This is a genomic window from Pantoea agglomerans NBRC 102470 (assembly GCF_001598475.1).
GTDB lineage: Bacteria > Pseudomonadota > Gammaproteobacteria > Enterobacterales > Enterobacteriaceae > Pantoea > Pantoea agglomerans.
Map to the genome: position 1 here is coordinate 73,018 of NZ_BCZA01000011.1, position 25,060 is coordinate 98,077.

At 60.1% G+C, this 25,060-nt stretch carries 22 protein-coding genes and 1 riboswitch; of the genes, 6 read left to right on the forward strand and 16 right to left on the reverse strand.

The features are described 5' to 3' along the window. Window positions 1-259: 259 nt before the first annotated feature. The 3 genes from PAG01S_RS18885 to PAG01S_RS18895 all read right to left on the reverse strand — a co-directional run bounded on the left by PAG01S_RS18885 (window position 260) and on the right by PAG01S_RS18895 (window position 3,237). The gene (locus PAG01S_RS18885; RefSeq protein ID WP_022623982.1) at window positions 260-604 is read right to left on the reverse strand and encodes a hypothetical protein; all 345 of its coding nucleotides are present in this window, start codon (window positions 602-604) and stop codon (window positions 260-262) included. Window positions 605-626: 22 nt separating this feature from the next. Next, the gene (locus PAG01S_RS18890) at window positions 627-1,973 is read right to left on the reverse strand and encodes a cation:proton antiporter (protein ID WP_010253425.1); all 1,347 of its coding nucleotides are present in this window, start codon (window positions 1,971-1,973) and stop codon (window positions 627-629) included. Window positions 1,974-2,034: 61 nt separating this feature from the next. Continuing rightward, window positions 2,035-3,237 (reverse strand): MFS transporter, encoded by a 1,203-nt coding sequence (locus PAG01S_RS18895; protein WP_010253427.1) that lies wholly within the window; start codon window positions 3,235-3,237, stop codon window positions 2,035-2,037. A 93-nt stretch (window positions 3,238-3,330) separates the two neighbouring features. Here PAG01S_RS18895 and PAG01S_RS18900 point away from each other — a divergent pair, with 93 nt between their 5' ends. Continuing rightward, window positions 3,331-4,299 carry a LysR family transcriptional regulator gene (locus PAG01S_RS18900; protein WP_062759567.1) on the forward strand — a complete coding sequence of 323 codons (969 nt, stop codon included), beginning with the start codon at window positions 3,331-3,333 and terminating at the stop codon, window positions 4,297-4,299. 34 nt (window positions 4,300-4,333) lie between these two features. On the opposite strand, the gene PAG01S_RS18905 is transcribed toward PAG01S_RS18900, so the two are convergent. From PAG01S_RS18905 to PAG01S_RS18945, 9 genes are all read right to left on the reverse strand, one after another. Then, window positions 4,334-4,837 (reverse strand): TIGR00645 family protein, encoded by a 504-nt coding sequence (locus PAG01S_RS18905; protein WP_010253431.1) that lies wholly within the window; start codon window positions 4,835-4,837, stop codon window positions 4,334-4,336. Window positions 4,838-4,891: 54 nt separating this feature from the next. Further along, the gene (kdpD, locus tag PAG01S_RS18910) at window positions 4,892-7,567 is read right to left on the reverse strand and encodes a two-component system sensor histidine kinase KdpD (protein WP_010671497.1); all 2,676 of its coding nucleotides are present in this window, start codon (window positions 7,565-7,567) and stop codon (window positions 4,892-4,894) included. A gap of 226 nt (window positions 7,568-7,793) precedes the next feature. Next, window positions 7,794-8,360 carry a potassium-transporting ATPase subunit KdpC gene (gene kdpC / locus PAG01S_RS18915; RefSeq protein ID WP_062759568.1) on the reverse strand — a complete coding sequence of 189 codons (567 nt, stop codon included), beginning with the start codon at window positions 8,358-8,360 and terminating at the stop codon, window positions 7,794-7,796. Between the two features lie 10 nt (window positions 8,361-8,370). Then, entirely contained in the window at window positions 8,371-10,419 is a 2,049-nt protein-coding gene (kdpB, locus tag PAG01S_RS18920; RefSeq protein WP_010671495.1) for a potassium-transporting ATPase subunit KdpB, read from the reverse strand. Further along, window positions 10,416-12,104, reverse strand: a complete 1,689-nt coding sequence (gene kdpA, locus PAG01S_RS18925; RefSeq protein ID WP_062759569.1) for a potassium-transporting ATPase subunit KdpA — start codon at window positions 12,102-12,104, stop codon at window positions 10,416-10,418. Before kdpA ends, kdpB begins: the two co-directional genes overlap by 4 nt. Beyond that, complete coding sequence (kdpF, locus tag PAG01S_RS18930) at window positions 12,104-12,193, reverse strand: K(+)-transporting ATPase subunit F (RefSeq protein ID WP_010253443.1); 90 nt, start codon at window positions 12,191-12,193, stop codon at window positions 12,104-12,106. The genes kdpA and kdpF overlap by 1 nt, the downstream gene beginning before the upstream one ends. Window positions 12,194-12,301: 108 nt before the next feature. Further along, window positions 12,302-13,468, reverse strand: a complete 1,167-nt coding sequence (locus PAG01S_RS18935; RefSeq protein WP_062759570.1) for an HD-GYP domain-containing protein — start codon at window positions 13,466-13,468, stop codon at window positions 12,302-12,304. A 159-nt stretch (window positions 13,469-13,627) separates the two neighbouring features. Then, window positions 13,628-14,584, reverse strand: coding sequence for a 2-hydroxyacid dehydrogenase (locus PAG01S_RS18940; protein WP_033785708.1), 957 nt, complete (start codon window positions 14,582-14,584; stop codon window positions 13,628-13,630). Further along, window positions 14,565-15,956 carry an MFS transporter gene (locus tag PAG01S_RS18945; RefSeq protein WP_062759571.1) on the reverse strand — a complete coding sequence of 464 codons (1,392 nt, stop codon included), beginning with the start codon at window positions 15,954-15,956 and terminating at the stop codon, window positions 14,565-14,567. Before PAG01S_RS18945 ends, PAG01S_RS18940 begins: the two co-directional genes overlap by 20 nt. A gap of 420 nt (window positions 15,957-16,376) precedes the next feature. Between PAG01S_RS18945 and PAG01S_RS18950 the strand changes: the two genes are divergently transcribed. Continuing rightward, window positions 16,377-17,294: a sugar ABC transporter substrate-binding protein gene (locus PAG01S_RS18950; protein WP_061704377.1), complete on the forward strand. Its 918-nt coding sequence runs from the start codon at window positions 16,377-16,379 to the stop codon at window positions 17,292-17,294. A 35-nt stretch (window positions 17,295-17,329) separates the two neighbouring features. On the opposite strand, the gene PAG01S_RS18955 is transcribed toward PAG01S_RS18950, so the two are convergent. Next, window positions 17,330-17,830 (reverse strand): GNAT family N-acetyltransferase, encoded by a 501-nt coding sequence (locus PAG01S_RS18955; protein WP_010253457.1) that lies wholly within the window; start codon window positions 17,828-17,830, stop codon window positions 17,330-17,332. 72 nt (window positions 17,831-17,902) lie between these two features. Here PAG01S_RS18955 and PAG01S_RS18960 point away from each other — a divergent pair, with 72 nt between their 5' ends. Then, window positions 17,903-19,735, forward strand: a complete 1,833-nt coding sequence (locus PAG01S_RS18960; RefSeq protein WP_010253459.1) for an ABC transporter ATP-binding protein — start codon at window positions 17,903-17,905, stop codon at window positions 19,733-19,735. Here the strand turns inward: PAG01S_RS18960 and PAG01S_RS18965 are convergent. Beyond that, window positions 19,732-20,856: a GNAT family N-acetyltransferase gene (locus PAG01S_RS18965; protein ID WP_062759572.1), complete on the reverse strand. Its 1,125-nt coding sequence runs from the start codon at window positions 20,854-20,856 to the stop codon at window positions 19,732-19,734. The two genes, PAG01S_RS18960 and PAG01S_RS18965, sit on opposite strands and share 4 nt — an antisense overlap. 141 nt (window positions 20,857-20,997) lie before the next feature. On the opposite strand from PAG01S_RS18965, the gene PAG01S_RS18970 reads away from it, so the two are divergent. The 3 genes from PAG01S_RS18970 to PAG01S_RS18980 all read left to right on the forward strand — a co-directional run bounded on the left by PAG01S_RS18970 (window position 20,998) and on the right by PAG01S_RS18980 (window position 23,574). Further along, window positions 20,998-21,918 (forward strand): LysR family transcriptional regulator, encoded by a 921-nt coding sequence (locus PAG01S_RS18970; RefSeq protein WP_062759573.1) that lies wholly within the window; start codon window positions 20,998-21,000, stop codon window positions 21,916-21,918. A 98-nt stretch (window positions 21,919-22,016) separates the two neighbouring features. Next, window positions 22,017-22,958 carry a glutathione S-transferase family protein gene (locus PAG01S_RS18975; protein WP_062759574.1) on the forward strand — a complete coding sequence of 314 codons (942 nt, stop codon included), beginning with the start codon at window positions 22,017-22,019 and terminating at the stop codon, window positions 22,956-22,958. A 10-nt stretch (window positions 22,959-22,968) separates the two neighbouring features. Continuing rightward, the gene (locus PAG01S_RS18980; RefSeq protein WP_062759575.1) at window positions 22,969-23,574 is read left to right on the forward strand and encodes an alpha/beta hydrolase; all 606 of its coding nucleotides are present in this window, start codon (window positions 22,969-22,971) and stop codon (window positions 23,572-23,574) included. On the opposite strand, the gene PAG01S_RS18985 is transcribed toward PAG01S_RS18980, so the two are convergent. Both PAG01S_RS18985 and crcB read right to left on the reverse strand, forming a co-directional pair. Continuing rightward, entirely contained in the window at window positions 23,571-24,386 is an 816-nt protein-coding gene (locus tag PAG01S_RS18985) for a sugar phosphate isomerase/epimerase family protein (RefSeq protein WP_062759576.1), read from the reverse strand. The genes PAG01S_RS18980 and PAG01S_RS18985 overlap by 4 nt on opposite strands. A 132-nt stretch (window positions 24,387-24,518) precedes the next feature. Next, complete coding sequence (gene crcB, locus PAG01S_RS18990; RefSeq protein WP_062759577.1) at window positions 24,519-24,896, reverse strand: fluoride efflux transporter CrcB; 378 nt, start codon at window positions 24,894-24,896, stop codon at window positions 24,519-24,521. Window positions 24,897-24,984: 88 nt separating this feature from the next. Continuing rightward, a riboswitch (Fluoride riboswitch) is annotated at window positions 24,985-25,060 on the reverse strand.

The following is a 25,060-nucleotide window of genomic DNA, read 5'->3' on the forward strand; positions in this document are numbered from 1 at the left end:
CCACGCCGGGAAGCGTGGACAGGTCGGGGCCGGCCAGGGAGGGCCGATCCCCGAACGGTTCGTCGGCACGGCGTCAAAGCCGAAGGTACCGCGTGAGCGGCGCGAGGACGGCCCGGCAGCAGCAGAGGTGCGCTGGCCCGCACTGCGGCTCGCTCGCCCGGAAAAAAAGCTGCCACGTTTGAACGTGACAGCCTTTATAAATTTAATCTTAACTGATCAGTATTAGCCGGCAGGCGCGTTTTTATTTAATCCGATGCGGTTAATCTTCCTGCTGGAACTGCGCCATCACGGCCTGCTCACACTGCTGTTCGTTAACGCGCAGTTTGGCACGCTCATCATCACCCAGCTGCAGCCAGGCACTGGCCACTTCACGCGCGGACTCTTCATCGAACTCGGGCTGATTCATCGCCGACGACGACTGACTGCGCGCCACGGTGGACTTCATCTGGTCGACATATTGATCCGCGCTGGCGACCTTTTTCTCGCCGCTGACAATATGGCACAGCTGACTGGCATAAACATTCTGCTCAGTGTCAGCCTCGTCCGCCGCCAGCGCGCTGCCGGTGGCGAGCATGCTCAGCAACACTATCTGAGTTACTTTCATTCTTAACTCCTGTTAGTTCGGGTTAAACCTTACGCTGAAGGGCTTCAAGGCGTTTCTGACGCCAGTTCAGCAGCGGCGACACGGTGGTGCCGTGGACCACCACGCTGCAGACCACCAGCGTTAACGCCATATTGGTCATAATTTCCATCTGCGGGCCTTCCATACCGTGCGTCCAGGCATAGGCGATGTAGTTCAGACTGCCAATCCCGCGGATGCCCAGCCAGCCAATCAGCAGACGCTGCCCCAGCGGCAGTCCGGCGCGCAGCGTCACCAGCCAGACGGCCAGTGGCCGCACCACCACAAACAGCACCAGGCCAATCAGCACGCCGTAGATGTTCCAGTGCTGCGCCAGTGTGACGCCCAGCACCACCATCATGCCAGCCGCCAGTAAACGTTCAATAGTATCGCCAAAAGAGAGGGCGTCGCCTACTACAAACCCTATCGACTTCACCATATTGTTGTCGCCCTGATGCGCCAGGCGTTTATTAGGGTTCACCAGTGCTTCAGAGGGCAGCACGCGCTCGTCGTCAGAGAGATCGTCCGGCTGATGGCGACGGAATACGCCCATCTCAGCACGGCGTAATCCCAGCCCGGCGGCGAAGGCAGCCAGGAAGCCGGAGGCACCCAGCCACTCCACCAGTGAATAACTCAGCGCAATCAGCGCCAGCGCCAGGAAATCATTGGGCGCCACATCGCCATTGGCATTGCGAAGTCGGGTCGCCAGCAGGCCAATCAACTGCCCCAGCACGAAACCGATGATCAGACCGCCGCCAATTGCCCAGAGCACCTCGACCGCACCCCAGTGCCCCAGCATCGCCACGCTCAGGCTTTCGCCATTAAACAGCAGCAGCGCCAGCATCAGCAACGGCAGCGCGGAACCATCATTCATACCCGCTTCGCTGGAGATCGCCACGCGCAGCGAGTCATCATCCTGCGCATCGTTGACCGAGATTAAGCTCGCCAGCACCGGATCGGTTGGCGCGACAATGGCACCAAACGCCAGTGCAATCGGCCAGTCTAATCCCACCAGGAAGTGCGACAGCAGGGTCATCGCGGCCACGGTCAGCAGCATGGCGGGAAAAGCCAGTTTCAGCCCGGTGTGCCAGCAGTTATTTTGCAGCGGCTGACGCAGCTTGAGGCCGGTGATGAACAGCGAGGCAGCCATGGTGATTTCAGTGATGTGCGCCACGGCTTCGGAATGGGTAACAATATCGATGTGGATAACATCAAATCCCCACGGGCCGCACAGCATGCCCGCGATAAGGAACAGACCAAATGAGGTGACTGGCCCCCGGTGAATCCAACCGGAAGCCAGCGACATCAGCAGCAAGAGGCCGCCCGTCGCTGCTGTCCAGGCTAAAAAGTTCATAATACTCCAGATTATTTCGGGTTTATGAATAAGCCTGGCACATTTTTTGACGGGCGAGGTGTCAGTTTTTCAGGTGACGACTGGCGAAGCGGACCGCCAGCGCGGCGGCACCGGCTAAGGTCGAGAGCGCAACCACGCCATTCCAGCCCCAGTGTGCCAGCGCCAGACTTCCCAGCGCCGCACCGGTGGCCATACCGATAAACACCACGGTAAACAGCAGCGCATTCAGGCGACTGCGCGCTTCAGGCGCCAGGCCATAGACCAGCGTCTGATGCGCCACCAGGGTGGCCTGCACCCCTAAATCGAAGCCAATGGTGCAGAGGACAATCAGCGCCAGCTGGGCTGGCATTGGCAGCAGCGGCAGCAGAAACATCAGCGCAAAGGAGATTGTCACCAGCGCGGCGCCAGCCTGCGTGACCCTTGCCGGACCGATGCGGTCAGCAAAACTGCCCGCCAGCGGTGCCGCCATGGCACCCGCCGCACCGGCTAAACCAAACGCCCCGGCCACGGCACTGTCCAGATGAAAGCGGTCGCTGAGCATTAACGCCAGCGTCGACCAGAAGGCGCTAAAACCCACTGACAACAGCCCCTGAGCCAGTGCGGCACGACGCAGCGTCTGATGGTGACGCCACAGGTGAACCAGCGACAGCAACAGGCGCGGATAGCTCACCGAGGTGCCTGGCGCGAAACGCGGCAGTACCCGCCACAGCGTGAGCGTAATCAGCAGCACCGCCAGCGCAGCAATCATATACATGGTGCGCCAGCCGAAATACTCTGCCACCACCCCGCTGACCACCCGCGACAGCAGGATGCCCACCAGCAGCCCGGTCATCACCGTGCCGACTGTTTTACCCCGACTGCGTTCCGGCGCCAGCGCCGCCGAAGCGGGCACAATATCCTGCGCCACGGTGGCGGTCAGGCCGGTGATAAAACTGGCAATCAGCAGCGCGCTGAGTCCACCGGAAAAACCACACAGCAGCAGCGCCGCCACCAGCATTAAGCCTTTGATAAAGATAATGGTGCGCCGGTCATGGCGATCGCCCAGCGGGGCCAGCAGCAGGATGCCCAGCGCATAGCCCGCCTGGGTCAGCATCGGCACCATGCCGACCGCGCCGATGCCGGCGTTAAACTGCTTGCTGATGATATCCAGCATCGGCTGGCTGTAGTAGATCGACGCGACGCTGAGTCCGGCACCGGCGGCCAGGGTAAACACCAGCGGCGCAGAGAGCGGTTCATTTTGAGTCTGGGTCTGTATGGCTGACATGCTGTAATCCTCATCATTTCGTCCTGCCATTAAAGCGCATTGCGGTTATACGCGGTAGACTGACATCAGGCAAAACCGTTATACGTGGTGCGTATGAACAATCCTAACAGCAGCGATCGCATCGATCTGATGCAGACTTTTATCCGTATTGTGGAGAGCGGCAGCTTATCCGCCGCCGCCGCGCAGCTCGGCACGACACAACCCACCGTCAGCCGCCGACTGCAGAGCCTGGAGCAGCGGCTGGGCCTCAAGCTTATCCTGCGCACCACCCATGCGCTGAAGCTTACCGATGATGGCGAGCGCTGCTACGCCCAGGCGCGGCAGCTGCTGGCGACCTGGCATGCGCTGGAAGATGAGCTGACCGGGGCCAGCGATGACCCGGTCGGTACGCTGCGGGTTCGCGCCCCGCACGCCTTTGGCCAGGATCAGCTGATCGCCCCGCTGGTGGATTATCTGCACCGCTACCCCCGGCTTAATATTGAGTGGATGCTGAATGATCGCACGCCCGACTTTATGGCGGAGAATGTGGACTGCGCCATTCAGGTCGGCGCGCCAACCGATCCTTCGGTGGTGGCGATACTGCTGGCAGAAGTGCCACGTATTGTGGTGGCCGCCCCGCACCTGCTGGCGCAGCAGCCACCGATAGAGCGGGTTGAACAGCTGCGCGATCTGCCGTGGCTGGCACTGACCAGTTTTTACCGTAACGAAGTGGCGTTGCAGAAGATTGACGATGGCCAGCCGGTGAACCTGGCGATTACGCCCCGGCTGAGCAGCGACAGTTTATATGCGGTGCGTAAAGCGGCACTGGCGGGGATGGGAGCCGCGATCGTCTCGTCCTGGGCGGTGCAGGAAGATCTGGCGGATGGCGGCCTGGTTCAGCTGATGCCTGCGTGGCAGGCACCGCCGCTGCCGGTGTGGCTGACCTATCCCTGGGCGAGTTACTACCCGGCCAGGCTGCAACACTTTTTTGCCATGATCAAAGAGGTGATGCCGCAGCTGGCGGGCACGCGTCCGGCCTCACAGCCAGCGGGTCGTTCAGGGGGAGCAGAGCGGAAAGGGTAAAGCAGGCGCCCGCCTCAGCGGGCCGCCAGAGAGGTTACTTCGGTTTTTTATCGCTGCGCGACATCTGATCCAGCCAGCCCATCACAAAGGCGGAGAGCACAAAGGTCAGGTGGATAATCACGTACCACATCAGCTTGTCGTTTTCGACGTTGCGCGCTTCCATAAACACCCGCAGCAGGTGAATCGAGGAGATGGCGACAATGGAGGCGGCGACTTTGTTTTTCAGCGAGCCGGAGTCCATCTTGCCCAGCCAGCTCAGCTTCTCTTTATCTTCGTCGATATCGAGCTTAGAGATGAAGTTCTCATAACCCGACAGCATCACCATCACCAGCAGGCCGCCAACCAGCGTCATATCCACCAGCGACAGCAGCAGCAGGATCAGATCGTTTTCCGCAATGCTGAAAATGTTGGGCAGCAGGTGGAAAATTTCCTGGAAAAATTTAATGGTCAGCGCCAGCAATCCCAGCGAAAGTCCAATGTAAACCGGGGCCAGCAACCAGCGCGATGCATACATCAGGTTTTCGGTAAAACGTTCCATACAATCCCACGAATAATCAAACAGGTCCGGGAGTATAACCGATCAACTGTGAAGTTATTTCAGCCCTTCGTCAGAAATTTCAGGGACCGGCGGCAGCGGCAGCGAGAGACGAAATGCCGCGCCGCCTTCGGCCCTGTTCTCTGCCCAGATCTGACCACCGTGGCTCTCGATAATGGTTTTACAGATTGCCAGACCCAGTCCGACGCCCGGCACCGCCGACTCTTTGTCGCCCCGCCAGAATTTATCGAATATCCGGCTTAAGTCGTCTTCGGCAATGCCCGGTCCGCTATCCCAGACCGAGATCTCCAGCCGTGATGCCGCACGCCAGGCGCGAATGCCGCGTGGTGCGCTGTTACCGGCATACTTCAGGCTGTTCTCAATCAGGTTGGTGAAGACCCGCTCCAGCAGCGTGCTGTCGCCTTTGATCAGCACGATGTCGTCCGGCAGATCGAGCCGGACCTCATGCCCTTTCAGTGATGGTGCCATGCTGCTCAGCGCCCCGCCGACCACCTCTTCCAGCGCCAGCCACTCCTCACGCAGGTTGAGGCCGCCCGACTGAATGCGCGCCATATCCAGCATGTTGCTCACCAGCCGGATGGTGCTCAGCGTCTGCTCGCGGATCTGACTGGCCTGCGGCACATATTTTGAGTTGTCGCTGGCCAGGTCGAGCATCAGCATTTCCGCCTGACCAAACAGCACGGTCAGTGGAGTGCGCAGGTCGTGGGACAGCGCTGACAGCAGCGCATTGCGCAGCTGTTCACGCTCCGCCGAGAGCCGGGACGCCGCCTCGCTATGCGACAGCGCCATCCGTTCCAGTGCGTTAGCAATCAGCACCGTAAAGGTTTCCACCAGCCGCTGCTGCTCGGGGATCATCAGCTGACGCAGGTTCTGCGGCTCCACCACCAGCAAACCCCGGCAGTGCGCGCCACTTTTCAGCGGCAGGATCTGATAAGGCACCGCCGGTAAGGTATCGGTGCCCGCACCCGCAGGCTGGCCTTTGCTGTAACTCCATTTAGCAATCGCGCGATCCGGCTCGCTGGCCGGTAACGCATCGCCCACCGGTTGCAGTTCGCCCTGCTCATCCGGCAGCAGCAGCAGGCAGCGCGCCTGTAACGTGGCATCCAGCACCCGCTGGCTGGTGGCGGCGATATCCTGCGGCGTTAACGCACTGCCCAGCGATTTCGCCATCTCATAGAGCTGGCGCGCCCGCTGCTCGCGGTAGCGCGCCACCCGCGCCTGATAACGCACGCCTGCCGTGAGGTTGCCGACGATTACGCCCACCGCCAGCATCACGCCAAAGGTCACCAGATATTGCAGATCGGAGACCGCCACCGTGCCGGTGGGGGCAACAAAGAAGAGGTCAAAGGCGACGATATTCATCACCGTGGCGATCACCGACGGCCAGCGGCCATAGCGCAGCGCCACGATCACCACCGCCAGCAGATAGATCATTACGCAGTTGGCGGGATCGAAACCGATCAGCACCGACTGTCCGGCGGCGGTTACAAGGATACAGAGCACCAGCGCCATCATTACGCCGCGCAGCTGAATACGCCATTTTTCGCTGGTGACGCGGCCATCCGGCAGCGGATGCGGCGCATCCTTCAGCGGCTCATCCAGCGCCACCACCAGCAGATCGAGATCCGGCCCCAGCTGGCCGAGCCGTTCGGCAAAGCTGTCACGCCGCCAGCGCCGCAGCGGGCGACGACCGGTGACAATTTTGCCCAGATTGTGCGCGCGGGCGTAACCCAGTACCGCTTCGGCTTCATCGGGCTCAGAGAGAGTCGCGGTTTCCGCGCCCAGCTCCTGCGCCAGCTGTAACGTACGCAGAATCGCCCGTCGCCGCGCTTCCGGCAGCCGGTGCAGCCGGGGCGTTTCGACATAGACCGCATGCCATTCACTGCCAAGCCGCGCCGCCAGTCGGGCGGCGGTGCGCACCAGCTTTTCACTGCCGCTGTCGTCGCCAATGCAGAGCAGAATGGCGTCGCGGGTGTGCCAGACGCGCTCCCGTCCCTGCTGATCGCGCCAGGCGCGCATCTGATCATCCACCCGATCGGCGGTGCGACGCAGGGCCAGCTCACGCAGGGCGAACAGGTTACCTTTGCGGAAAAAGTTTTCGATGGCGCGTTCCGCGCGGTCGCCAATGTAGACTTTGCCCTCTTTCAGCCGCTGCCGCAGATCGTCGGGCGGCAGATCGACCAGCACCACTTCGTCGGCGCTGTCGAAAAAGGGATCGGGCACGGTTTCGCGCACCTGAATGCCGGTGACGCCGCCTACCACATCGTTGAGGCTCTCAAGATGCTGTACGTTGACGGTGGTCAGTACATCGATGCCCGCTTCCAGCAGCTCCTCAATATCCTGCCAGCGCTTGGGATGGCGCGAGCCCTGCACGTTAGTGTGCGCCAGCTCATCCATCAGGATCACCGCCGGATGGCGAGCCAGCGCGGCATCAAGATCAAACTCCGCATGACGCGAGCGGCCGGTTGCGCGACGCGGCAGCAGAGTTAACCCTGTCAGCAGCTGCGCGGTTTCCGGCCGGTCATGGGTCTCTACCACGCCGATTAAGACATCCAGACCCTGCGCGCGCAGCCGCTGTGCCTCCTGCAGCATGGCGTAGGTTTTACCCACGCCCGCACAGGCACCAAAGTAAATTTTCAGCTGCCCGCGATGAGTCTCGCGGTTAGCCTGCAGCAGCGCGTCGGGATCGGGACGCTGGGGTTCGTGGTTCATCGCTTCCTTAGAGCCTATGCCAGTAGGCGTAATTGTTGCAGACAGTCTGGACACGGACAGCGCGGAACAACCGGAGCGTACACGTAGTACGTGAGGATGACTCGCTGCGCTCGCCCCTTCAGGGCCGCCCTGACGGGCGTTCAGGTTGCTAAAGCAGCCTGTGTGAGCACTGCCCAGGTTCAGACTGACAAATAAAATAGCCTAATGGGATAGGCTCTTAACACCATTACAGTTCGTTGAGCGCCATATTCAGCTGCAACACGTTGAGGGTCGGGGTGCCGAGGAATGGCAGCAGCGGACGATGCGTCATCTTATCAATCAGCGCCTCGACCTGCGGCAACGGCAACTGGCGGCTGGCGGCGATACGCGGTGCCTGCCAAAGGGCGGCCTGTGGCGAAATATCCGGGTCCAGCCCGCTGGCTGACGCGGTGACCAGTTCAACCGGGACGGCGGCCGGTGCCTGCGGATTCGCGGCCCGCAGCGCAGCGACGCGATCGGCTACCGCTTTGTCCAGCGCCGGGTTGCTGGCGGCCAGATTGCTGCCCCCTGAGGCCAGCGGATTATAAGGTTTATCACCACTGGCTGAAGGGCGGCCCCAGAAATAGTTGAGCTGGGTAAAGTTCTGGCCAATCAGCGCCGACCCGCGCGCCACGCCATCCTCCTCCAGCAGCGAGCCGCTGGACTGGGACGGAAACAGCCACTGCCCCAGACCGGTGGTGAGCAAAGGATAAACCACGCCGGTAATAAGCGTAAGCAGCAACAACAGTAAAATTGCCGGACGTAACTGACTCATTTTTCTCTCCTCAGGCCATGCCTGAAAACACTAACAGCAGATCGATCGCTTTGATGCCGACAAACGGCACCAGCAGGCCACCCAGACCGTAAATCAGCAGGTTGCGGCGCAGCAGCGCAGCAGCGCTCAGTGGGCGGTAGCTGACGCCTTTCAGGGCCAGCGGGATCAGGAAGACAATCACCAGAGCGTTAAAGATCACCGCCGACAGAATCGCACTGGCTGGCGAGTGAAGGTGCATCACGTTAAGCATGTTGAGCTGCGGATAGGTCGCCGCAAACGCCGCCGGAATGATGGCGAAGTATTTCGCCACGTCGTTGGCGATACTGAAGGTAGTCAGCGAACCGCGTGTCATCAGCATCTGTTTACCAATGTGCACCACTTCAAGCAGCTTGGTTGGGTTCGAGTCGAGATCGACCATGTTGCCCGCCTCTTTCGCCGCCTGGGTACCGGAGTTCATCGCCACCGCCACATCCGCCTGCGCCAGTGCAGGCGCATCATTGGTGCCGTCGCCGGTCATCGCCACTAAACGCCCTTCCGCCTGATACTGGCGGATCAGCGCCAGCTTGGCTTCCGGCGTGGCCTCTGACAGGAAGTCATCCACGCCCGCTTCCGCGGCAATCGCCGCGGCCGTCAGCGGGTTATCGCCGGTGATCATCACCGTTTTGATACCCATTTTTCGCAGTTCGGCAAAGCGCTCTTTGATGCCGCCTTTGACGATATCTTTCAGCGCCACCACGCCCAGCACGTTCGCGCCCTCTGACACCACCAGCGGCGTGCCGCCACTGCGTGCCACCTCTTCCACCTGCGCATTGACCTCGGCCGGGAAACGGCCATGGTTCGCTTCGATGTGGCGCCGTACCGCATCGACCGCGCCTTTGCGGATCAGTCGATCCTGCACGTTCACGCCGCTCATGCGGGTCTGCGCAGAGAACGGAATAAAGCTGGCACCCATGCTGCTGAGATCGCGCTCACGCAGATTAAATCGCTGTTTTGCCAGCACCACGATACTGCGCCCTTCCGGCGTCTCATCGGCCAGCGAGGCGAGCTGTGCAGCGTCGGCCAGTTGCTCTTCGCTGACGCCCGGCGCGGGCAGGAACTGGGTCGCCTGACGGTTACCCAGCGTGATGGTGCCGGTTTTGTCCAGCATCAGCACATCCACATCGCCCGCGGCTTCCACCGCACGCCCGCTGGTCGCAATGACGTTAGCACCCAGCATCCGGCTCATCCCCGCCACGCCAATCGCCGACAGTAAGCCGCCGATGGTGGTCGGGATCAGACAGACCAGCAGCGCCACCAGCACCGTGATGCTGACCGGCGTTCCGCCCCATGCCGAGAACGGCCAGAGTGTCACGGTCGCCAGCAGGAACACGATGGTCAGTGACACCAGCAGGATGGTCAGGGCGATCTCATTCGGGGTTTTACGGCGTTTCGCGCCTTCCACCATGGCGATCATCCGGTCAAGGAAGGTTTCGCCCGGGTTGGCGCTACAGGTGATCACCAGCCAGTCAGAGAGAATGCGGGTCCCGCCGGTGACGGAGGCGAAGTCACCGCCCGACTCGCGGATCACCGGTGCGGACTCACCGGTAATAGCGCTCTCATCCACAGAGGCACCGCCCTCCATCACTTCACCGTCGCAGGGGATGATGTCGCCCGCTTCCACCAGCACGGCATCGCCTTTGCGCAGCTCATCGGCACTGACCTGCTGCCACTCGGCGCCATAGCGCGCCGCTGAGAGTTTTTTGGCAAAGCTGGTCTTTTTCACCCCTTTCAGGCTGCTGGCCTGGGCCTTACTGCGCCCTTCTGCCAGCGCCTCCGCCAGGTTGGCGAACAGCACGGTGAACCAGAGCCAGACCGCAATCGCCCCGGTAAAGCTGGCGCTGCCGCTGATCCGGCCGGTCAGCATCGCCAGCGCCAGCAGCGAGGTCAGAATGCTGCCGAGGTAGACTACAAACATCACCGGGTTACGGAACTGCACCCGGGGATCGAGCTTTTTCACTGCATCCCAGGCCGAGGTACGCAGCAATGCTGCGTCAAATAACGCCTGTTGTTGACGACTCATGAGGATTGTCCCTGAACAAGTTGCAGATGCTCAGCCACCGGGCCCAGCGCCAGAGCAGGAATAAAGGTCAGTGCACCCACCAGCAGCACCGTGCCGATCAGCAGTCCGATAAACAGCGGACCGTGGGTTGGCAGCGTGCCGTTACCCACCGGCTGCACTTTTTTCACCGCCATCGCACCGGCAATCGCCATCACCGGAATGATGATGCCGAAGCGGCCCAGCAGCATGCAGGCAGCCAGTAGCAGGTTCCAGAACGGCGTGTTAGCACTCAGGCCGGCAAAGGCGCTGCCGTTGTTGTTGGCCGCCGAGGAGACCGCGTAGAGCACTTCGCTGAAGCCGTGAATGCCGGGATTGGCCATGGCGCTGCGTCCGGCGTCGGTCATCATCGCCAGTGCGGTACCGATCAGCACCAGCGCCGGTGTGACCAGAATCGCCAGCGCGGTCATCTTCATCTCCCACACATCGATTTTTTTGCCCAGGAATTCCGGGGTACGACCGATCATCAGCCCGGCGATAAACACCGCCAGCAGCACAAACAGCAGCATGCCGTAGAGACCGGCACCGACGCCGCCAAACACCACTTCGCCCAGTTGCATCAGCCACATCGGCACCATGCCGCCCAGCGCGGTAAAGGAGTCGTGCATGGCATTCACCGCACCGCAGGAGGCGGCGGTAGTGATAACCGCGAACAGGCTGCTGTTAAGAATGCCAAAGCGCGTCTCTTTACCTTCCATGTTGATGGCGCTGTCAGCACCCATCTGGAGGAAGTGCGGGTTGCCCTGCAGTTCGGCCCACATGACGACCGATACCGCCGCCACAAACATCAGCGTCATCGCCCACAGCAGCATGTGGCCCTGACGACGGTCACGCACGCTTTCGCCAAACGCGAAGCAGAGCGCCGCCGGGATCAGGAAGATGCTCAGCATCTGCACCAGGTTAGTCAGCACCGTTGGGTTTTCAAATGGATGGGAGGAGTTGGCGTTAAAGAAGCCGCCACCGTTGGTGCCCAGCATTTTGATCGCTTCCTGCGACGCCACCGGCCCCATCGACAGCGTCTGCTGCACGCCTTCCAGCGTGGAGAAACTGTGATAAGGCGCGAAGTTCTGGATGCTGCCCTGGCTGACAAAGAACAGCGCCATCAGCAGGCTGATAGGCAGTAAGACATAGAGCGTGATGCGCGTCAGGTCGCGCCAGGCGTTACCCAGGGTCGCAGAGCTGCGATTAGCGAAGCCACGAATCAATGCAAACGCCACGGCGATACCGGTCGCGGCTGAGAGGAAATTCTGCACCGTCAGGCCCACCATCTGACTAAAATAGCTCAGGGTGCTTTCGCCGCTGTAGGATTGCCAGTTGGTGTTGGTGACGAAGCTCACGGCGGTGTTAAGCGCCAGATGCCAGCTCAGGCCAGGCAGCTGCTGCGGATTCAGCGGCAGCGCGCCCTGCATCAGCAATATTGCCAGCAGCACCACGAAACCCAGCGCATTAAACAGCAGAATCGCCAGCAGGTAGTGCGGCCAGCGCATGTCCGATTGTTGCGCGCCCAGCAGTCGCCACAGCGGCGCTTCCAGGCGGGCAAACACCGGCTTGTCAGCCACTAACGACGCCAGACCCCGTCCGAGCGGCTGCGCCAGCACCATCAGCAGTAGCAGATAGAATGCGATGAGTAAAAAAGCATTGGCCGCCATCAGAAGGCCTCCGCATTTAACAGGGCATAGATCAGATAGCCCAGTAACAACACCACCAGCACAATGCCGGTTATTACGCCCACGCTCACAGGAACCTCCAGAGGATTGGATTTATGGCTTAGCTTGCGCGGAGGCGTATAAAGAAGGGGTTAAAATGCAGCGGGCGGGCGTAAAAATAGTGTAAAAATGGCGAAAAATCAGGCGACTTCCAGCGCCCAGATACGATTGAGATCGACGTTACCCCACAGCGTGCTGTCCTCTGCGCCCACAATGCTGTCGGTGCAGAAGCTGTCGCCAAGGTCGAGCTCTTCCGGTTTCACTTCACGCTGGGCGTGCAGCGACCAGAAGACATGCACGCAGGGACGCATCAGCGATTTTTCGCCCGCTTTCACCACCAGCGCCACCCGGCCGGAGGCCAGACGCACCAGCGATCCCACCGGATAGATGCCGATGGTCCGTACGAAGGCGTGCAGCAAGCCAGGGTCGAAATGGCCGCGCCAGCTCAGCATCTGGTGCATCGCCTCGGCGGGTGTCCAGCCGTTGCGATAGGAGCGGGTCGAAGTGACGGCATCATAGACATCGCACACCGCCGCCATGCGGGCGTAGAGCGAAATCGCCTCGCCTTTCAGGCGGTGCGGATAGCCGCTGCCATCATATTTCTCATGATGATGCAGGGTGATATCGAGCAGATCGTCATCGGCGTCGGCTTCTATCAGCATCTGCGCACCGACCACCGGATGCTCACGCATCACCCTGAACTCCTCTTCAGTCAACTTGCCCGCTTTGTTCAGGATCGCCAGCGGCACAGCCGCTTTGCCGACATCATGCAGTAAACCGCCCATGCCCACCCGACGCAGCTCCTGCTCATCCAGCCCGAGTTTTTTACCCAGCGCAATCATCAGCCCGCAGACCGCCATGGAGTGCAGATAGGTGTAGTCATCATGATTTTTCAGTCGCGCCACGCTCAGCATGGCGGAGGGTTCACGCGTGATCGATCCGGCGATTTCATCCACCAGATCCATCATATAATCGAGCTTCAGGCCGTTGCCCAGCCGCGCTTCATTGAACATCGCCAGCACTTTCGGTTTGCCCTGCAAAAAGATCTGCTGTGCCTGATCCAGTTCCTGGAAAAACGGGGTGCGGCCAATGGTTCTCTTCGCGACCGTGGAGGCGATCGGCGCCTGCACCGATCGATCGAGGTCGATCCAGAGCTGGCGGATCCCTTCAGTGCGAAGCATGGCGATTTGTCGGGGATCGGTGATCAGCATCTCATTATGAATGCGCTGGTCTTTTATCCACCAGACCTCCAGCTTGTGGATAAACATCCCTGGGCGCAATTCATCAATGGTAATCAGCTTTATCACGCTATCACTCTTTAATATCAGCGGGTGGTAAGGTGATATCGGCAGCCGGACAAATTTTCTTCAGGCTGTTTTGTGCGAAGGTGAGGGTCTGGTGAGTGGTCAGAGGAGAGGCGTCCTGCCTCGCCCCCGTTTCAGCAGGGGGTTAAGGCGCCGCTGTGGTTACACTACCCGGGTCAGCACCGGCTCACCACGGGCAAACGCCAGCATATTCTCAAAGACCAGGTCAGCCATCGCCGCCATGGTTTCGCGGGTGCTGCTGGCGATATGCGGCGTGATCACCACATTGTCGCGCTGGCGCAGTGCGTCAGGCACCTGCGGCTCCTGTTCAAACACATCCAGCCCGGCACCGGCGATCTGCCCGGTTTCCAGCGCATCCACCAGCGACTGCTGATCCACCACGCTGCCGCGCGCAATGTTAATCAGATAGCCCTGCGGTCCCAGCGCCTGCAGCACTTCCGCATTGATAATGTGGCGCGTCGCGGCACCGCCCGGCAGGGTCAGCACCAGAAAATCGGCCTGCTGCGCCAGCGCCACCAGGCTCTCATGACGGGTGTAGGGCACATCGGGGCGTGAACGCGGGTTGTAATAGTGAATCGCCATATCAAACGCCTGCGCGCGCCTTGCTACCGCCTGACCGATATTGCCCAGCCCGACGATACCGCACACCTTGCCACCGATTTTGCTGCTCAGCGGAAAGCGGCCCTGCGTCCAGTGACCGGCGCGTGTGAAGCGATCGGCCTCGCTGATGCGGCGCGCCACATCCAGCAGCAGCGCCATCCCCAGATCGGCGACGCAATCATTGAGCACCTCCGGCGTGTTGGTCACCACAATGCCGCGCGACCGGGCGGCTTCCGTATCGATGCTGTCATAACCGACGCCGTTACTGCAGATCGCTTTCAGGTTTGGCAGCGCGGCGATCAGCGCGGCCGGTGCGCCCATCACCGCGTTGCCGCTGGTGACCAGCATGTCGATATCTGCGCCCTGCTCAGCCAGAAAGGCTGCCTCATCTTCCGCCTCCCACAGCCGGAACGCGGTGAACGTCTTTTCAATGTTCTCTATCAGCTGCGGTGGCAGGAATTTCCCTCTGATCAGCACCTTACATTGCTTTAATGCCATCTTCTTTCTCCTGATTGTTATAGGATGCCGGGCGATCGCTCTCTTCACCAACGCGTTCAATCGGCCCCATCACCAGCAGGAACAGCAGGGCCGCTACCACGCAGTGTGCCGCCACAAACGCCAGCCCGATGCTGTAGCTGCCGGTCAGACCGACGATGATGCCGAACAGCAGCGGCGTGGTGAAACCGGCAATATTGCCGATGCCGTTAAAAATGGAACCTGCCAGGCCCACCGCCTCTTTGGGTGCGGTGTCGCTGATCACCGTCCAGGTGCCTGCCCCGGCCGCTATGCCTTTACCGAAAAAGGCGAAGGACATAATGGCGATAATGCCGCTATTGCCCGGAATGATCGCCGCCAGCACCAGACTGGACGCCATCAGCATGCCGACGATATAGGGCGTTTTACGCGCCCAGGAGACGCTCCAGCCCCGGGCGATTAACTTGTCTGACAGGTAGCCGCCGCTGATCCCGCCCAGAAAACCAAACAGCGCCGGAGCAACGGTGGCGAAGCCCGCCTCCATGATGTTCATGCCGCGCGCCTGCACCAGATAGATCGGAAACCAGGTAATAAAGAAGTAGCTGAGCGCGATGATGCAGTACTGACCGAGATAGGCGCACCAGAGCATGCGATTAGTGAGCAGCTTTCTGAACATCGCTTTACTGACCGGTGGCCGCGCTTTCAGCGTCTGCGCCGAGTCGATATCCACCAGCGCACCACCGTCAACGATGTGGCGCAGTTCACTCTCTGACACGCCAGGGTGATTGCGCGGCTCGCGCATCCAGGCAGCCCAGACAAACACCGCCAGCAGGCCGATGCCGCCCAGCACAAAGAACGGCCACTCCCAGCCAAAGCGCGACACCAGCCAGCCTGACAGCGGCGAGAAGATGGCGACGGCAAAATATTGCGCCGAGCTGAACAGCGATGAAGCCCGTCCCCGCTCTGCGCCAGGGAACCACATAATCACCACGCGCGCATTGGCGGGAAAGCTGGGTGCCTCGATCAATCCCAGCATAAAGCGCAGACCAAACATCAGCATCAGCGCGCCGGTCATGCCGCTGGAGAACTCGCCAACGAATCCCATCGCCAGCGTCGAGACTGACCAGAGCGCCAGCGTGACGCCATACACTTTTTTAGCCCCGAAGCGATCTAGAAACAGCCCGCCGGGGATCTGACCGATAACGTAGGCCCAGCTGAAGGCAGAGAGGATCAATCCCAGCTGGATCGCTGACAGGCCGAACTCCTCTTTGATTGCCGATCCGGAGATCGAGAGGATCGAACGGTCGGCATAAGCCACGACCGACAGAAAGAGGATCAGGCAGAGGATCCAGATGCGCACATGAGACGTCCGGTGAGTCATTTGGTCTTTAAGCATGAGCTGAATTCCTTAAAAAGCGGCAGGTTGCGCCACGAGGTTTTTTTCAGGAATAACGCTGAGATTTCCCGCTTAAGGAAATATAGATAGGAGGCTAACGATGGATCATTGTGCGGATGTTGAGATCGTCAGGCCCGATTCAACGGTTTTCTGACAACCACCACAAAGGCCAGTGCGATGCTGCACAAAAGCGCAAAAAGCCGCGGCTGACTGCCGCAGAGTGTGCGCCACGTCGAGGATTTCATCGGCGCTGGCAGCTATGACGCGGCGATTTTACGGCAAAGTGTGGCGGCGCTAGCAAGAGTGAAAAGGGCCGGTTGTCAAACCCGGCGACTGTTCATAAGCTGCAAATGATAATCTTTGTCCATTTTTATAATAAATGAAAAATCTATTCCACTTAGTTAACCTCGGGAGTCTGCAATGAAAAAACGTGCATGGGCAATACTCTGTCTGCTCTCTCTTTCCACGTCGGCGCTGGCAGAGAAGATTGGCGTCTCAATGGCCTATTTCGACCAGAACTTTCTGACCATTATCCGCCAGTCGATCGAGAAAGAGGCCAAAGCGCGTCAGCTGGATGCGCAGTTCGAAGATGCACGCGGCGACGTGGGCCGTCAGACCGATCAGGTGCAGAGCTTTATCAGTTCCGGGGTGGACGCGATTATCGTCGATCCGGTCGACTCCGCCAGCACCCCTGCCCTGACCAGGCTGGCGCAGCAGGCTCACATTCCGCTGGTCTACGTTAACCGCACGCCGGGCGATAAAACCCTGCCGCCGGGCGTGGTGTTTGTCGGCTCTGACGAACGCGAATCGGGCACGTTGCAGATGGAAGCGCTGGCGAAGCAGGCGGGTTATCGTGGCAAGGTCGCCATTATCATCGGTAACCTCAGCGATGCGGGTGCGCTGCAGCGCACCAAAGATGTGGAGCAGGTGGTGGCAAAGTATCCCGACATGAAAGTGGTGCTGAAGCAGACCGCCAACTATTCGCGTAATGAGGGCATGGATTTAATGCTCAACTGGCTGTCGAACGGGGAAGAGATCGATATTGTCGCCGCCAACAACGACGAAATGGCGATTGGCGCAACCATGGCAATTGCCCAGGCGAAACCGAAGAAAACCATTCTGGTGGGCGGCATTGATGCCACGCCGGATGGCCTGAAAGCCCTGGCAAGCGGCAAACTGGCCGTCACCGTATTCCAGGATGCCGTGGGTCAGGGCAAAAAATCGGTCGAGGTGGCGCAGCAGATGATCAAAGGGGAAAAAGTCGATTCCCACCAGTGGATCCCGTTTGAACTGGTAACGCAGCAGAACATGCAGCAATACAGCAATAAAAATCCGTAATGAAAAGCGGAGCGGCAGCGCTGCCGCTCCGGTTATCACTTCTCGTGCAGCAGTTTCGCCATCATCACCACATCGCGCAGCTGACCGTCGCGCAGGGCGGCCTGGCGCATCACCCCTTCACGCTCAAAGCCCAGCCGCTCATAGAGCCGCAGCGCCCTTTCGTTGTCGTGAAACACCTCCAGCTCCATACGCGTAATCCCCAGCCAGTTACGGGAATAGTCGAGCGCGGTGCGGATCAGGCGCTCACCGACGCCGCGACCGGCGTAATCGGGATGCACGCCCAGCCCAAAGCTGATGCAGTGGCGGGTGCGCGGCTTGTTATCCACAAACAGCGTCAGCTCACCGGCCAGCACGCCCTCGATCTCCGCGACAAAGGCGATAAACCCCTCAGCATCCATTCTGGCGATTTTTTTCTCCCAGGTGGCAACGCTGGGAAACGGCAGCTGCAGCGTCCAGGGATAGACATCGGGATGACTGTAGAGTCGCTGATAGGCGGCGGCATCCTGCGGTTCCCGTGCCCGAATAATGATTTCCATATTTTCTCCTTTTAGCCGAACGGGGTTCATGCACTAAGCTGTAGCTCTTTACCGGACGGAAAGAGTATCGCTATGTTGTATCGCCGTTTTGAGCGTTTTATCAATATTTTTCATGACGCGCCCACCGACTCGCCCCCCTCAACGGTCTGGTCGTTTTACCTCTACTATCTGCGGCAGGTCTGGCCGAGTTTCGCGGCACTGCTGGTAGTGGGACTGGCGTCAGCCCTGATTGAAGTGTCGCTGTTCAGCTATCTGAGCCGCATTATCGACATGGTCAATCACTCCACGCCCGCCACCCTGTTTCGGGATAACTGGCCGATACTGCTGTGGATGGGGGCGGTGGCGCTGATTCTGCGGCCGATTTTTATCGCCCTGCACGACATGCTGGTGCATCAGAGCATCAGTCCGAGCATGACCAGCATGATCCGCTGGCAGAATCACAACTACGTGCTGCGCCAGAGCCTCAATTTCTTCCAGAACGATTTCGCGGGTCGCATCGCCCAGCGCATTATGCTGACCGGCAGTTCACTGCGCGATTCCGCGGTGCAGCTGGTGGATGCCATCTGGCACGTGCTGATCTACGCGGTAACCTCACTGGTGCTGTTTGCCGGTGCCGACTGGCGGCTGATGATCCCGCTGATTCTGTGGATGGTGGCCTACAGCGCCTCGCTGCGTTTCTTTGTGCCGCGCGTTAAAGCGCGTTCGGTGGTCTCCTCAGAGTCGCGATCTAAGCTGATGGGCACCATTGTCGATGGTTATACCAACATCGCCACCATCAAGCTGTTCGCCCACAGCGATCTGGAAAGGCAGTATGCGCGTGAGGCGATTCAGGAGCAGACCGAAAAAACCCAGAACGCCGGCCGCATGGTCACCAGCATGGATCTGACCCTGTCGGCGCTGAACGGCCTGCTGATTGTCTCGACCTCCGGGCTGGCGCTGTGGTTATGGAGCCAGTCGCTGATTAGCGTCGGGGCGATTGCACTGGCGACCGGTCTGGTGATCCGCCTGGTGAATATGTCCGGCTGGATCATGTGGGTGGTCAACGGCATTTTCGAAAATATTGGTACGGTACAGGATGGCCTGAAAACCATCGCGCAGCCGCTGAGCGTGCAGGATGCGCCGCAGGCGAAGCAGCTTAAGGTGACGCGCGGCAACATCCGTTTTGAGGATGTGCGCTTCGATTATGGCGGTGGCCGTCAGGTGATTAACGGCTTTAACCTCGACATCAAACCTGGCGAGAAGATTGGGCTGATTGGTCCCTCGGGTGCCGGTAAATCGACGCTGGTGAACCTGCTGCTGCGCCTCTATGACCTGAACGCGGGGCGGATTGTGATCGACGATCAGGATATCGCCGCCGTGACGCAGGAGAGCCTGCGCAGCCAGATTGGTATGATTACGCAGGACACCTCGCTGCTGCACCGCTCAATCCGTGAAAACCTGCTGTATGGTCGTCCCGACGCCAGCGAAGAGGAGCTGCAGCTTGCGATTCACCGCGCCCGCGCCGATGAGTTTATCCCGCTGCTCTCCGACTCGCTGGGTCGCACCGGGCTGGATGCGCACGTGGGCGAGCGCGGCGTGAAACTGTCGGGCGGTCAGCGTCAGCGTGTGGCGATAGCCCGCGTGCTGCTGAAGGATGCGCCGGTTCTGATCATGGATGAGGCCACCTCGGCGCTCGACTCCGAAGTGGAAGCGGCGATTCAGGAGAGCCTGGAGTCACTGATGCAGGGTAAAACCGTTATCGCCATCGCGCACCGCCTGTCGACCATCGCGAAGATGGATCGGCTGGTGGTGCTGGATAAAGGCGGCATTGCCGAGATGGGCAGCCATCACGAGCTGCTGGCGCAAAACGGCCTCTATGCCCGGCTGTGGCAGCATCAGACCGGCGGTTTTGTCGGCATCGATTAATCGCCGCGTCGATAGGGTAAGGCGTCGCGTGCTTCTTCCGCCCAGCCGCGCACGCCTTCCCGCTCCTGCACCAGAAAATCTGCCACGGCATCGCGCAGGCCGGGATGCAGCAGATAGTGCCAGGAGTGGGTAATCTGCGGCTCGAAGCCGCGCACCAGCTTATGCTCGCCCTGCGCGCCGGCATCAAACCGCGTCAGCCCCTCATCAAGAGCCAAATCCATTCCCTGATAGAAACAGGTTTCAAAGTGCAGCCGGTCAAACTCCGCCAGACAGCCCCAGTAGCGGCCATAGAGCGCGTTGCTGTCCCGCAGATAAAACGCCATCGCGGCCGGTTGCTGCTGTAAACGGGCGATCACCACCACAATATTCTGCGGCATGCGTTCCGCCAGCAGGCTGAAAAAGTCACGTGTCAGATAGGGACGCTGACCGCGCACCGCATAGGTGTTAGCGTAACAGTTGTAGACAAAATCCCACTGATCTTCGCGCAGCTGGTAGCCCAGGTAGCGGTCAAACTCAAAGCCGCTCTGCATCACCTGCTCACGCTCTTTACGCAGTTGTTTGCGCTTGCGCGACATCAGCGAATCCAGGAAATCCTGAAAATCGCGGTAGCCACGGTTATGCCAGTGATACTGACAGCCGAGCCGGGAGAGCCAGTCGGGCTGATCGGCCAGCAACTGGTTAGCCTGCGCATCGGTAAAGTTGATATGTGCCCCGCTTAAACCCTGCTGTAACAGGCTCTCAGGCAGGGCCGACAGCAGTTGCGCCGCGGCAGCGGTTTCGCCCAGCAGGCGCGCGCCGCTGACCGGGCTGAAGGGGATCGCGCCCAGCCATTTCGGGTAGTAGCGGATCCCGGCGCGCTGGCTGGCATCCGCCCAGGCGTGATCAAAGACGTACTCGCCCTGTGAATGGCGTTTGCGGTAGCCTGGCAGCGCGGCGCGGGTCACCCCCTCCTCCCGCCACAGCAGATGATCGGGCTGCCAGCCCGCCTCTAACCGCACGCTGCCGCTCTGTTCTAACGTGAGCAGAAAGGCGTGACGCAAAAAGGGCTGGTCATCAGGCAACAGCGCATCCCACTCGGCGGCCGGGATCTCCGCCAGTGACGTCAGGTGAATCAGCGACATGAATTACTCCAGAGAACGTCGGGCAGAGAGTCAGTCAAGCAGGTTTTCCGCGTCAGCGAAAGGGTTAAGGCACGCAAAGTGAAGGCTGCATCAGCGGAGCACAGCTTCTATACTGCGACTTTATCTCCACAGGACACCGCCATGGATCGACTCGATTGTGACCGGATGTTTGTCACGGTGCTGGAAACCGGCAGCTTTTCTGCGGCGGCGTTACGTCTCGGCACCAGCAGCAGTCAGGCTTCCAAGCTGGTTTCAAAGCTGGAGCAGCGGCTCGGCGTCCAGCTGTTTAAGCGCAGCACGCGCGCCCTGTCGCCCACCGATGTCGGGCGCAGCTATTATGAGCGGGTCAAAAACCTGCTCGATGCGTTTGAGACGCTGGATGCCAGCGTGCGTGAAAGCGCCACCACGCCTACCGGCAGGCTGAAAATCAGCGCCCCCGGCTCCTTTGGTACTGTGGTGTTATCTGAGGTGCTGGTGGCGTTTGCCCGACGCTATCCGCTGATTGAACTGGATGTCAGCTTTTCAGACCGGTCCGTCAACATCGTCGATGAAGGTTTTGATATGGCGATCCGTATCGGCACCCTCAGCGACAGCAGCCTGGTCGCGCGCAAGCTGGGTGAGGTGCATGTGCGCATCGCCGCCTCGCCGGTCTATCTTGAGCAGTTTGGCACGCCGCAGCACTGGCGCGAGATGCCCCAGCATCAGTGCATCATCGACACCAATTTTCGCGATCCCTGGCACTGGCCGTTTGCCGACGGCGACGGCGACGGCGACGGCGGCGGCGGCGAGATTGTCACCGTACCGGTCCGCGGGCGTCTGCGCTTCGCCAACACCGAAGCCTGCCTGCAGGCCGCGATGGCCGGACTGGGCATTGCGCGGCTGCCCGGTTTTATCGCAGCTCCCGCGCTGCAACGCGGTGAGATTGTCCGGCTGCTGGAGAATTTTGACACGCCACCGCTTGGCCTGTTTGCGGTTTATCCGCCCGCCCGTCATCTGGCACACCGGGCGCGCCTGCTTATCGACTTCCTGGTGAGCCACTTTACCCGTTTTCCGCCCGCGTAATTTCTTCCAGAATGGAAGAAATGATTGTCTTTATGACCGGATTATCAGCCGTTTAGTCATCAGTTAAGCTACTTCTCACATTACAGAGGAGTCGCGCGATGTTAGTAGAAGGCAAATGGAGTAGTGACTGGCACCCGGTGCAGTCGACCGATAAACAGGGCGGATTTGTTCGTCAGACGTCCGGTTTCCGGGATTTTATCAGCAGCGATGGCTCCACTGAATTTGCGGCAGAAGCGGATCGCTACCATCTTTATGTGGCGCTGATCTGTCCATGGGCGTCGCGCGCGTTAATTGCCCGCAAGCTCAAAGGGCTGGAGTCGCTGATTAGCGTGACGGTGGTTGAACCGCAGCTCGGTGCCCAGGGCTGGCGCTTTGGCAATTTTCCCGGCGCACAGCAGGACCCGCTGAATCACGCGCAGTACCTGCATGAAATCTATACCCGCGTCGCGCCCGATTACACGGGCCGGGCCACCGTGCCGGTCTTGTGGGACAAGAAAACCGGCACCATCGTCAGCAACGAGTCCGCTGACATTGTGCGTATGTTCAACAGCGGCTTTGGCGATCTGGCCGATAACCGCATCGACCTCTATCCCGCCGCGCTGCGCCCGGAGATTGATGCGCTGAATGAGAGTCTCTATCCGCGTCTGAATAATGGCGTTTACCGCGCCGGGTTCGCCACCACATCGATCAGCTACCAGCAGGCATTTAATGACGTCTTCAGCCAGCTCGACGAACTGGAAGCCCTGCTCAGTGATGGTCGCACCTTCCTGCTGGGTGAACGGCTGACTGAAACCGATATTCGCCTGTTCGTCACCCTGATTCGCTTTGACGTCGCCTATCATGGCCTGTTCAAATGTAACCTGCGCCGGATACGCGACTATACGCTGCTGAATCGCTATCTTAAGAGCATGCTGTCAGTCTCCGGCGTGCGTGAGACGGTCAGCATCGATCATATCAAACAGGGTTACTACTCGATCAAGGCACTGAACCCGAACGGGATCGTTCCGGCAGGCCCGGATCTGAGTGAGTACGGTCTTTAAAGGAGCAATAATGGCAAAAGCACTGGTAATTCTTCTGCATGGCGTAGGCAGTAACGGCGACGATCTGGCACCGATTGGCCGTCACTGGGCGACGCTGTTGCCGGATGTGATTTTTGCCTCACCCAATGCGCCCGAACGTTTTACCGCCGGTTTTGGCTGGCAGTGGTTCAGCCTGGAGGAGGTGACGCCAGAGAACCGGCCAGGCCGGGTCCGGGCCGCGCGGGCGGCGTTTGACGCGACCCTCAGCGACGTTATCGCACAGCACGGCTTCGCCGACCGCTGGCAGGATGTGGTGCTGGTCGGCTTTTCACAGGGGTCGATCATGGCGCTGGATGCGCTGGCATCTGGCCGTTATCCGCTGGCGGGCGTGGTCGCCTTTTCGGGTCGTCTGGCGGTTGACGGTGAGCTGACGCCACAGCCTCATCTGCCCGCGCTGCTGATCCACGGCCAGGCCGATGAGGTGATTCCGTGGCAGGAGAGCGAATCTGCTGCAGCACGACTCAGGGCCGCATTGGTGCCGGTAGAAGCGCGATTTGAACCCGCCACCGGCCACACCATCTCCGCTCAGGGTGCCATGCACGCCGCCGCGTTTATCGGGCAGTGCTTACAGGATTAACCCCAGCAGCGCTTTAATGCCTGCCAGGCATGACGGGCAGCAACCTCAGGCGGCAGGCGTTTCAGCGCATCATTAAAGACTTCAATGCCCACCGGTCCCTGATAGCCCGCGCTTTTAAGCTTATCGACAAAGCGTTCAATGTCGATAATGCCATCGCCGGGCAGCAGACGCTGATGCTTTGCCATCGCCATCAGGCTCTGCTTATCCTGCGCGGGAACGGCGGCCATGTCACACAGCTGTACTTCATAGATGCGATCGGCTGGAATGCCGTCCAGCTGTGAGGCGTCGCCGCCCAGCGCGCAGATATGGAACAGATCGACCACCAGCCCGATATTGGGCTGATCGAGCCGCTGCAATCGCTGCCACGCCAGCGGCAGGGTGTTATCCACGCTGCACCAGGCCATCGGCTCATACATAATGCGCATGTTGTAGCGCGCAGCTTCAGAGGCCATCCAGCGCAGGTCATCATCAATCTGGTCGGCGCAGCAATCCTCACGGGTGCTGGCCGGCGCCTGAATGGTGTCGCAGCCCAGCGCCTGGGCAATCTGAATAAACTGGCGCAGCTCTTCGCGCTTCTGTCCGCGCAACGCGCTGGGTGCCCCGGTGAAATCGCGCAGCACCTGGAGATTGGTAAAGCCAGGTCCCTGCCGGGCAGCGATCTCAGCCAGTGCCACCGCACCGCCCTCGCACGCCTCGACATCCTCGCGCCAGATCTCCACCTGATCGAAACCGGCGTCACGCGCCGCCTGAAGTTTCTGGCCGGGCTCACCGTTTAACAGCACCAGGTTAAGGAATGTGGGGTTAGTTCGCATTGCTCGGCTCCTTAATCGTCCGGAATAATCGGTGACGTTCAGCTTCTGCGCCCGTTCATGCAGGATGGTCGGGCGTAAAACCTGAAACAGTATCTACCTCTTAAGGAGTATGACAAGCGCCGCTTCGCCGGATCAGCTCAGCATCGTAACCAGTGCGAAACCGGCAAACGCCATCAGCAGCGAACCGATCACATGCACCAGCGCGCTGGTCATCGCCCAGAAATAGTTCCCTGATTGTAGCAACCCCATTAATTCCGCCGTAAAAGAGGAGAAGGTGGTCAGCCCGCCGCACAGTCCGGTGACGATCAGCAGTTTCCAGATCGGGTCGATGTCGGGATGGCGAACAAACCAGGCCATCGCGCCGCCGATCACCAGACCGCCGATCAGATTCACCAGCAGTGTGCCAGGTGGCAGATTGGGAAAGAGCGCATTAAAGCGCATCGCAAAGAGCCAGCGCAGTACACAGCCGGCAGAGCCGCCGATCATCACAGCCAATAACGGTTTCAACATGTCTTGCTCCTGATTGCAGATTGACGCCGGGCTGAGGGGGAAAGGCAGAGATAAACTGCGCCTGACACCTCAGCTCCCGCGAAAGGATTGAGTGTCAGGCGTCATCAGCCGGTGTAAAGCCCACCGGCAGTTGGGAAAGGTGGCACGCCATCACCTTGAGCCGG

What these genes read in the sequence shown, in the direction of transcription:
- kdpB (WP_010671495.1), bottom strand. Translation starts at nt 10,419, where the DNA reads ATGAGTCGTCAACAACAGGCGTTATTTGACGCAGCATTGCTGCGTACC.
- PAG01S_RS18890 (WP_010253425.1), bottom strand. Translation starts at nt 1,973, where the DNA reads ATGAACTTTTTAGCCTGGACAGCAGCGACGGGCGGCCTCTTGCTGCTG.
- PAG01S_RS18970 (WP_062759573.1), top strand. Translation starts at nt 20,998, where the DNA reads ATGGATCGACTCGATTGTGACCGGATGTTTGTCACGGTGCTGGAAACC.
- PAG01S_RS18965 (WP_062759572.1), bottom strand. Translation starts at nt 20,856, where the DNA reads ATGTCGCTGATTCACCTGACGTCACTGGCGGAGATCCCGGCCGCCGAG.
- PAG01S_RS18940 (WP_033785708.1), bottom strand. Translation starts at nt 14,584, where the DNA reads ATGGCATTAAAGCAATGTAAGGTGCTGATCAGAGGGAAATTCCTGCCA.
- PAG01S_RS18905 (WP_010253431.1), bottom strand. Translation starts at nt 4,837, where the DNA reads ATGGAACGTTTTACCGAAAACCTGATGTATGCATCGCGCTGGTTGCTG.
- kdpC (WP_062759568.1), bottom strand. Translation starts at nt 8,360, where the DNA reads ATGAGTCAGTTACGTCCGGCAATTTTACTGTTGTTGCTGCTTACGCTT.
- PAG01S_RS18985 (WP_062759576.1), bottom strand. Translation starts at nt 24,386, where the DNA reads ATGCGAACTAACCCCACATTCCTTAACCTGGTGCTGTTAAACGGTGAG.
- crcB (WP_062759577.1), bottom strand. Translation starts at nt 24,896, where the DNA reads ATGTTGAAACCGTTATTGGCTGTGATGATCGGCGGCTCTGCCGGCTGT.
- PAG01S_RS18900 (WP_062759567.1), top strand. Translation starts at nt 3,331, where the DNA reads ATGAACAATCCTAACAGCAGCGATCGCATCGATCTGATGCAGACTTTT.
- PAG01S_RS18980 (WP_062759575.1), top strand. Translation starts at nt 22,969, where the DNA reads ATGGCAAAAGCACTGGTAATTCTTCTGCATGGCGTAGGCAGTAACGGC.
- kdpD (WP_010671497.1), bottom strand. Translation starts at nt 7,567, where the DNA reads ATGAACCACGAACCCCAGCGTCCCGATCCCGACGCGCTGCTGCAGGCT.
- PAG01S_RS18960 (WP_010253459.1), top strand. Translation starts at nt 17,903, where the DNA reads ATGTTGTATCGCCGTTTTGAGCGTTTTATCAATATTTTTCATGACGCG.
- kdpA (WP_062759569.1), bottom strand. Translation starts at nt 12,104, where the DNA reads ATGGCGGCCAATGCTTTTTTACTCATCGCATTCTATCTGCTACTGCTG.
- PAG01S_RS18975 (WP_062759574.1), top strand. Translation starts at nt 22,017, where the DNA reads ATGTTAGTAGAAGGCAAATGGAGTAGTGACTGGCACCCGGTGCAGTCG.
- PAG01S_RS18945 (WP_062759571.1), bottom strand. Translation starts at nt 15,956, where the DNA reads ATGCTTAAAGACCAAATGACTCACCGGACGTCTCATGTGCGCATCTGG.
- PAG01S_RS18895 (WP_010253427.1), bottom strand. Translation starts at nt 3,237, where the DNA reads ATGTCAGCCATACAGACCCAGACTCAAAATGAACCGCTCTCTGCGCCG.
- PAG01S_RS18885 (WP_022623982.1), bottom strand. Translation starts at nt 604, where the DNA reads ATGAAAGTAACTCAGATAGTGTTGCTGAGCATGCTCGCCACCGGCAGC.
- PAG01S_RS18955 (WP_010253457.1), bottom strand. Translation starts at nt 17,830, where the DNA reads ATGGAAATCATTATTCGGGCACGGGAACCGCAGGATGCCGCCGCCTAT.
- PAG01S_RS18950 (WP_061704377.1), top strand. Translation starts at nt 16,377, where the DNA reads ATGAAAAAACGTGCATGGGCAATACTCTGTCTGCTCTCTCTTTCCACG.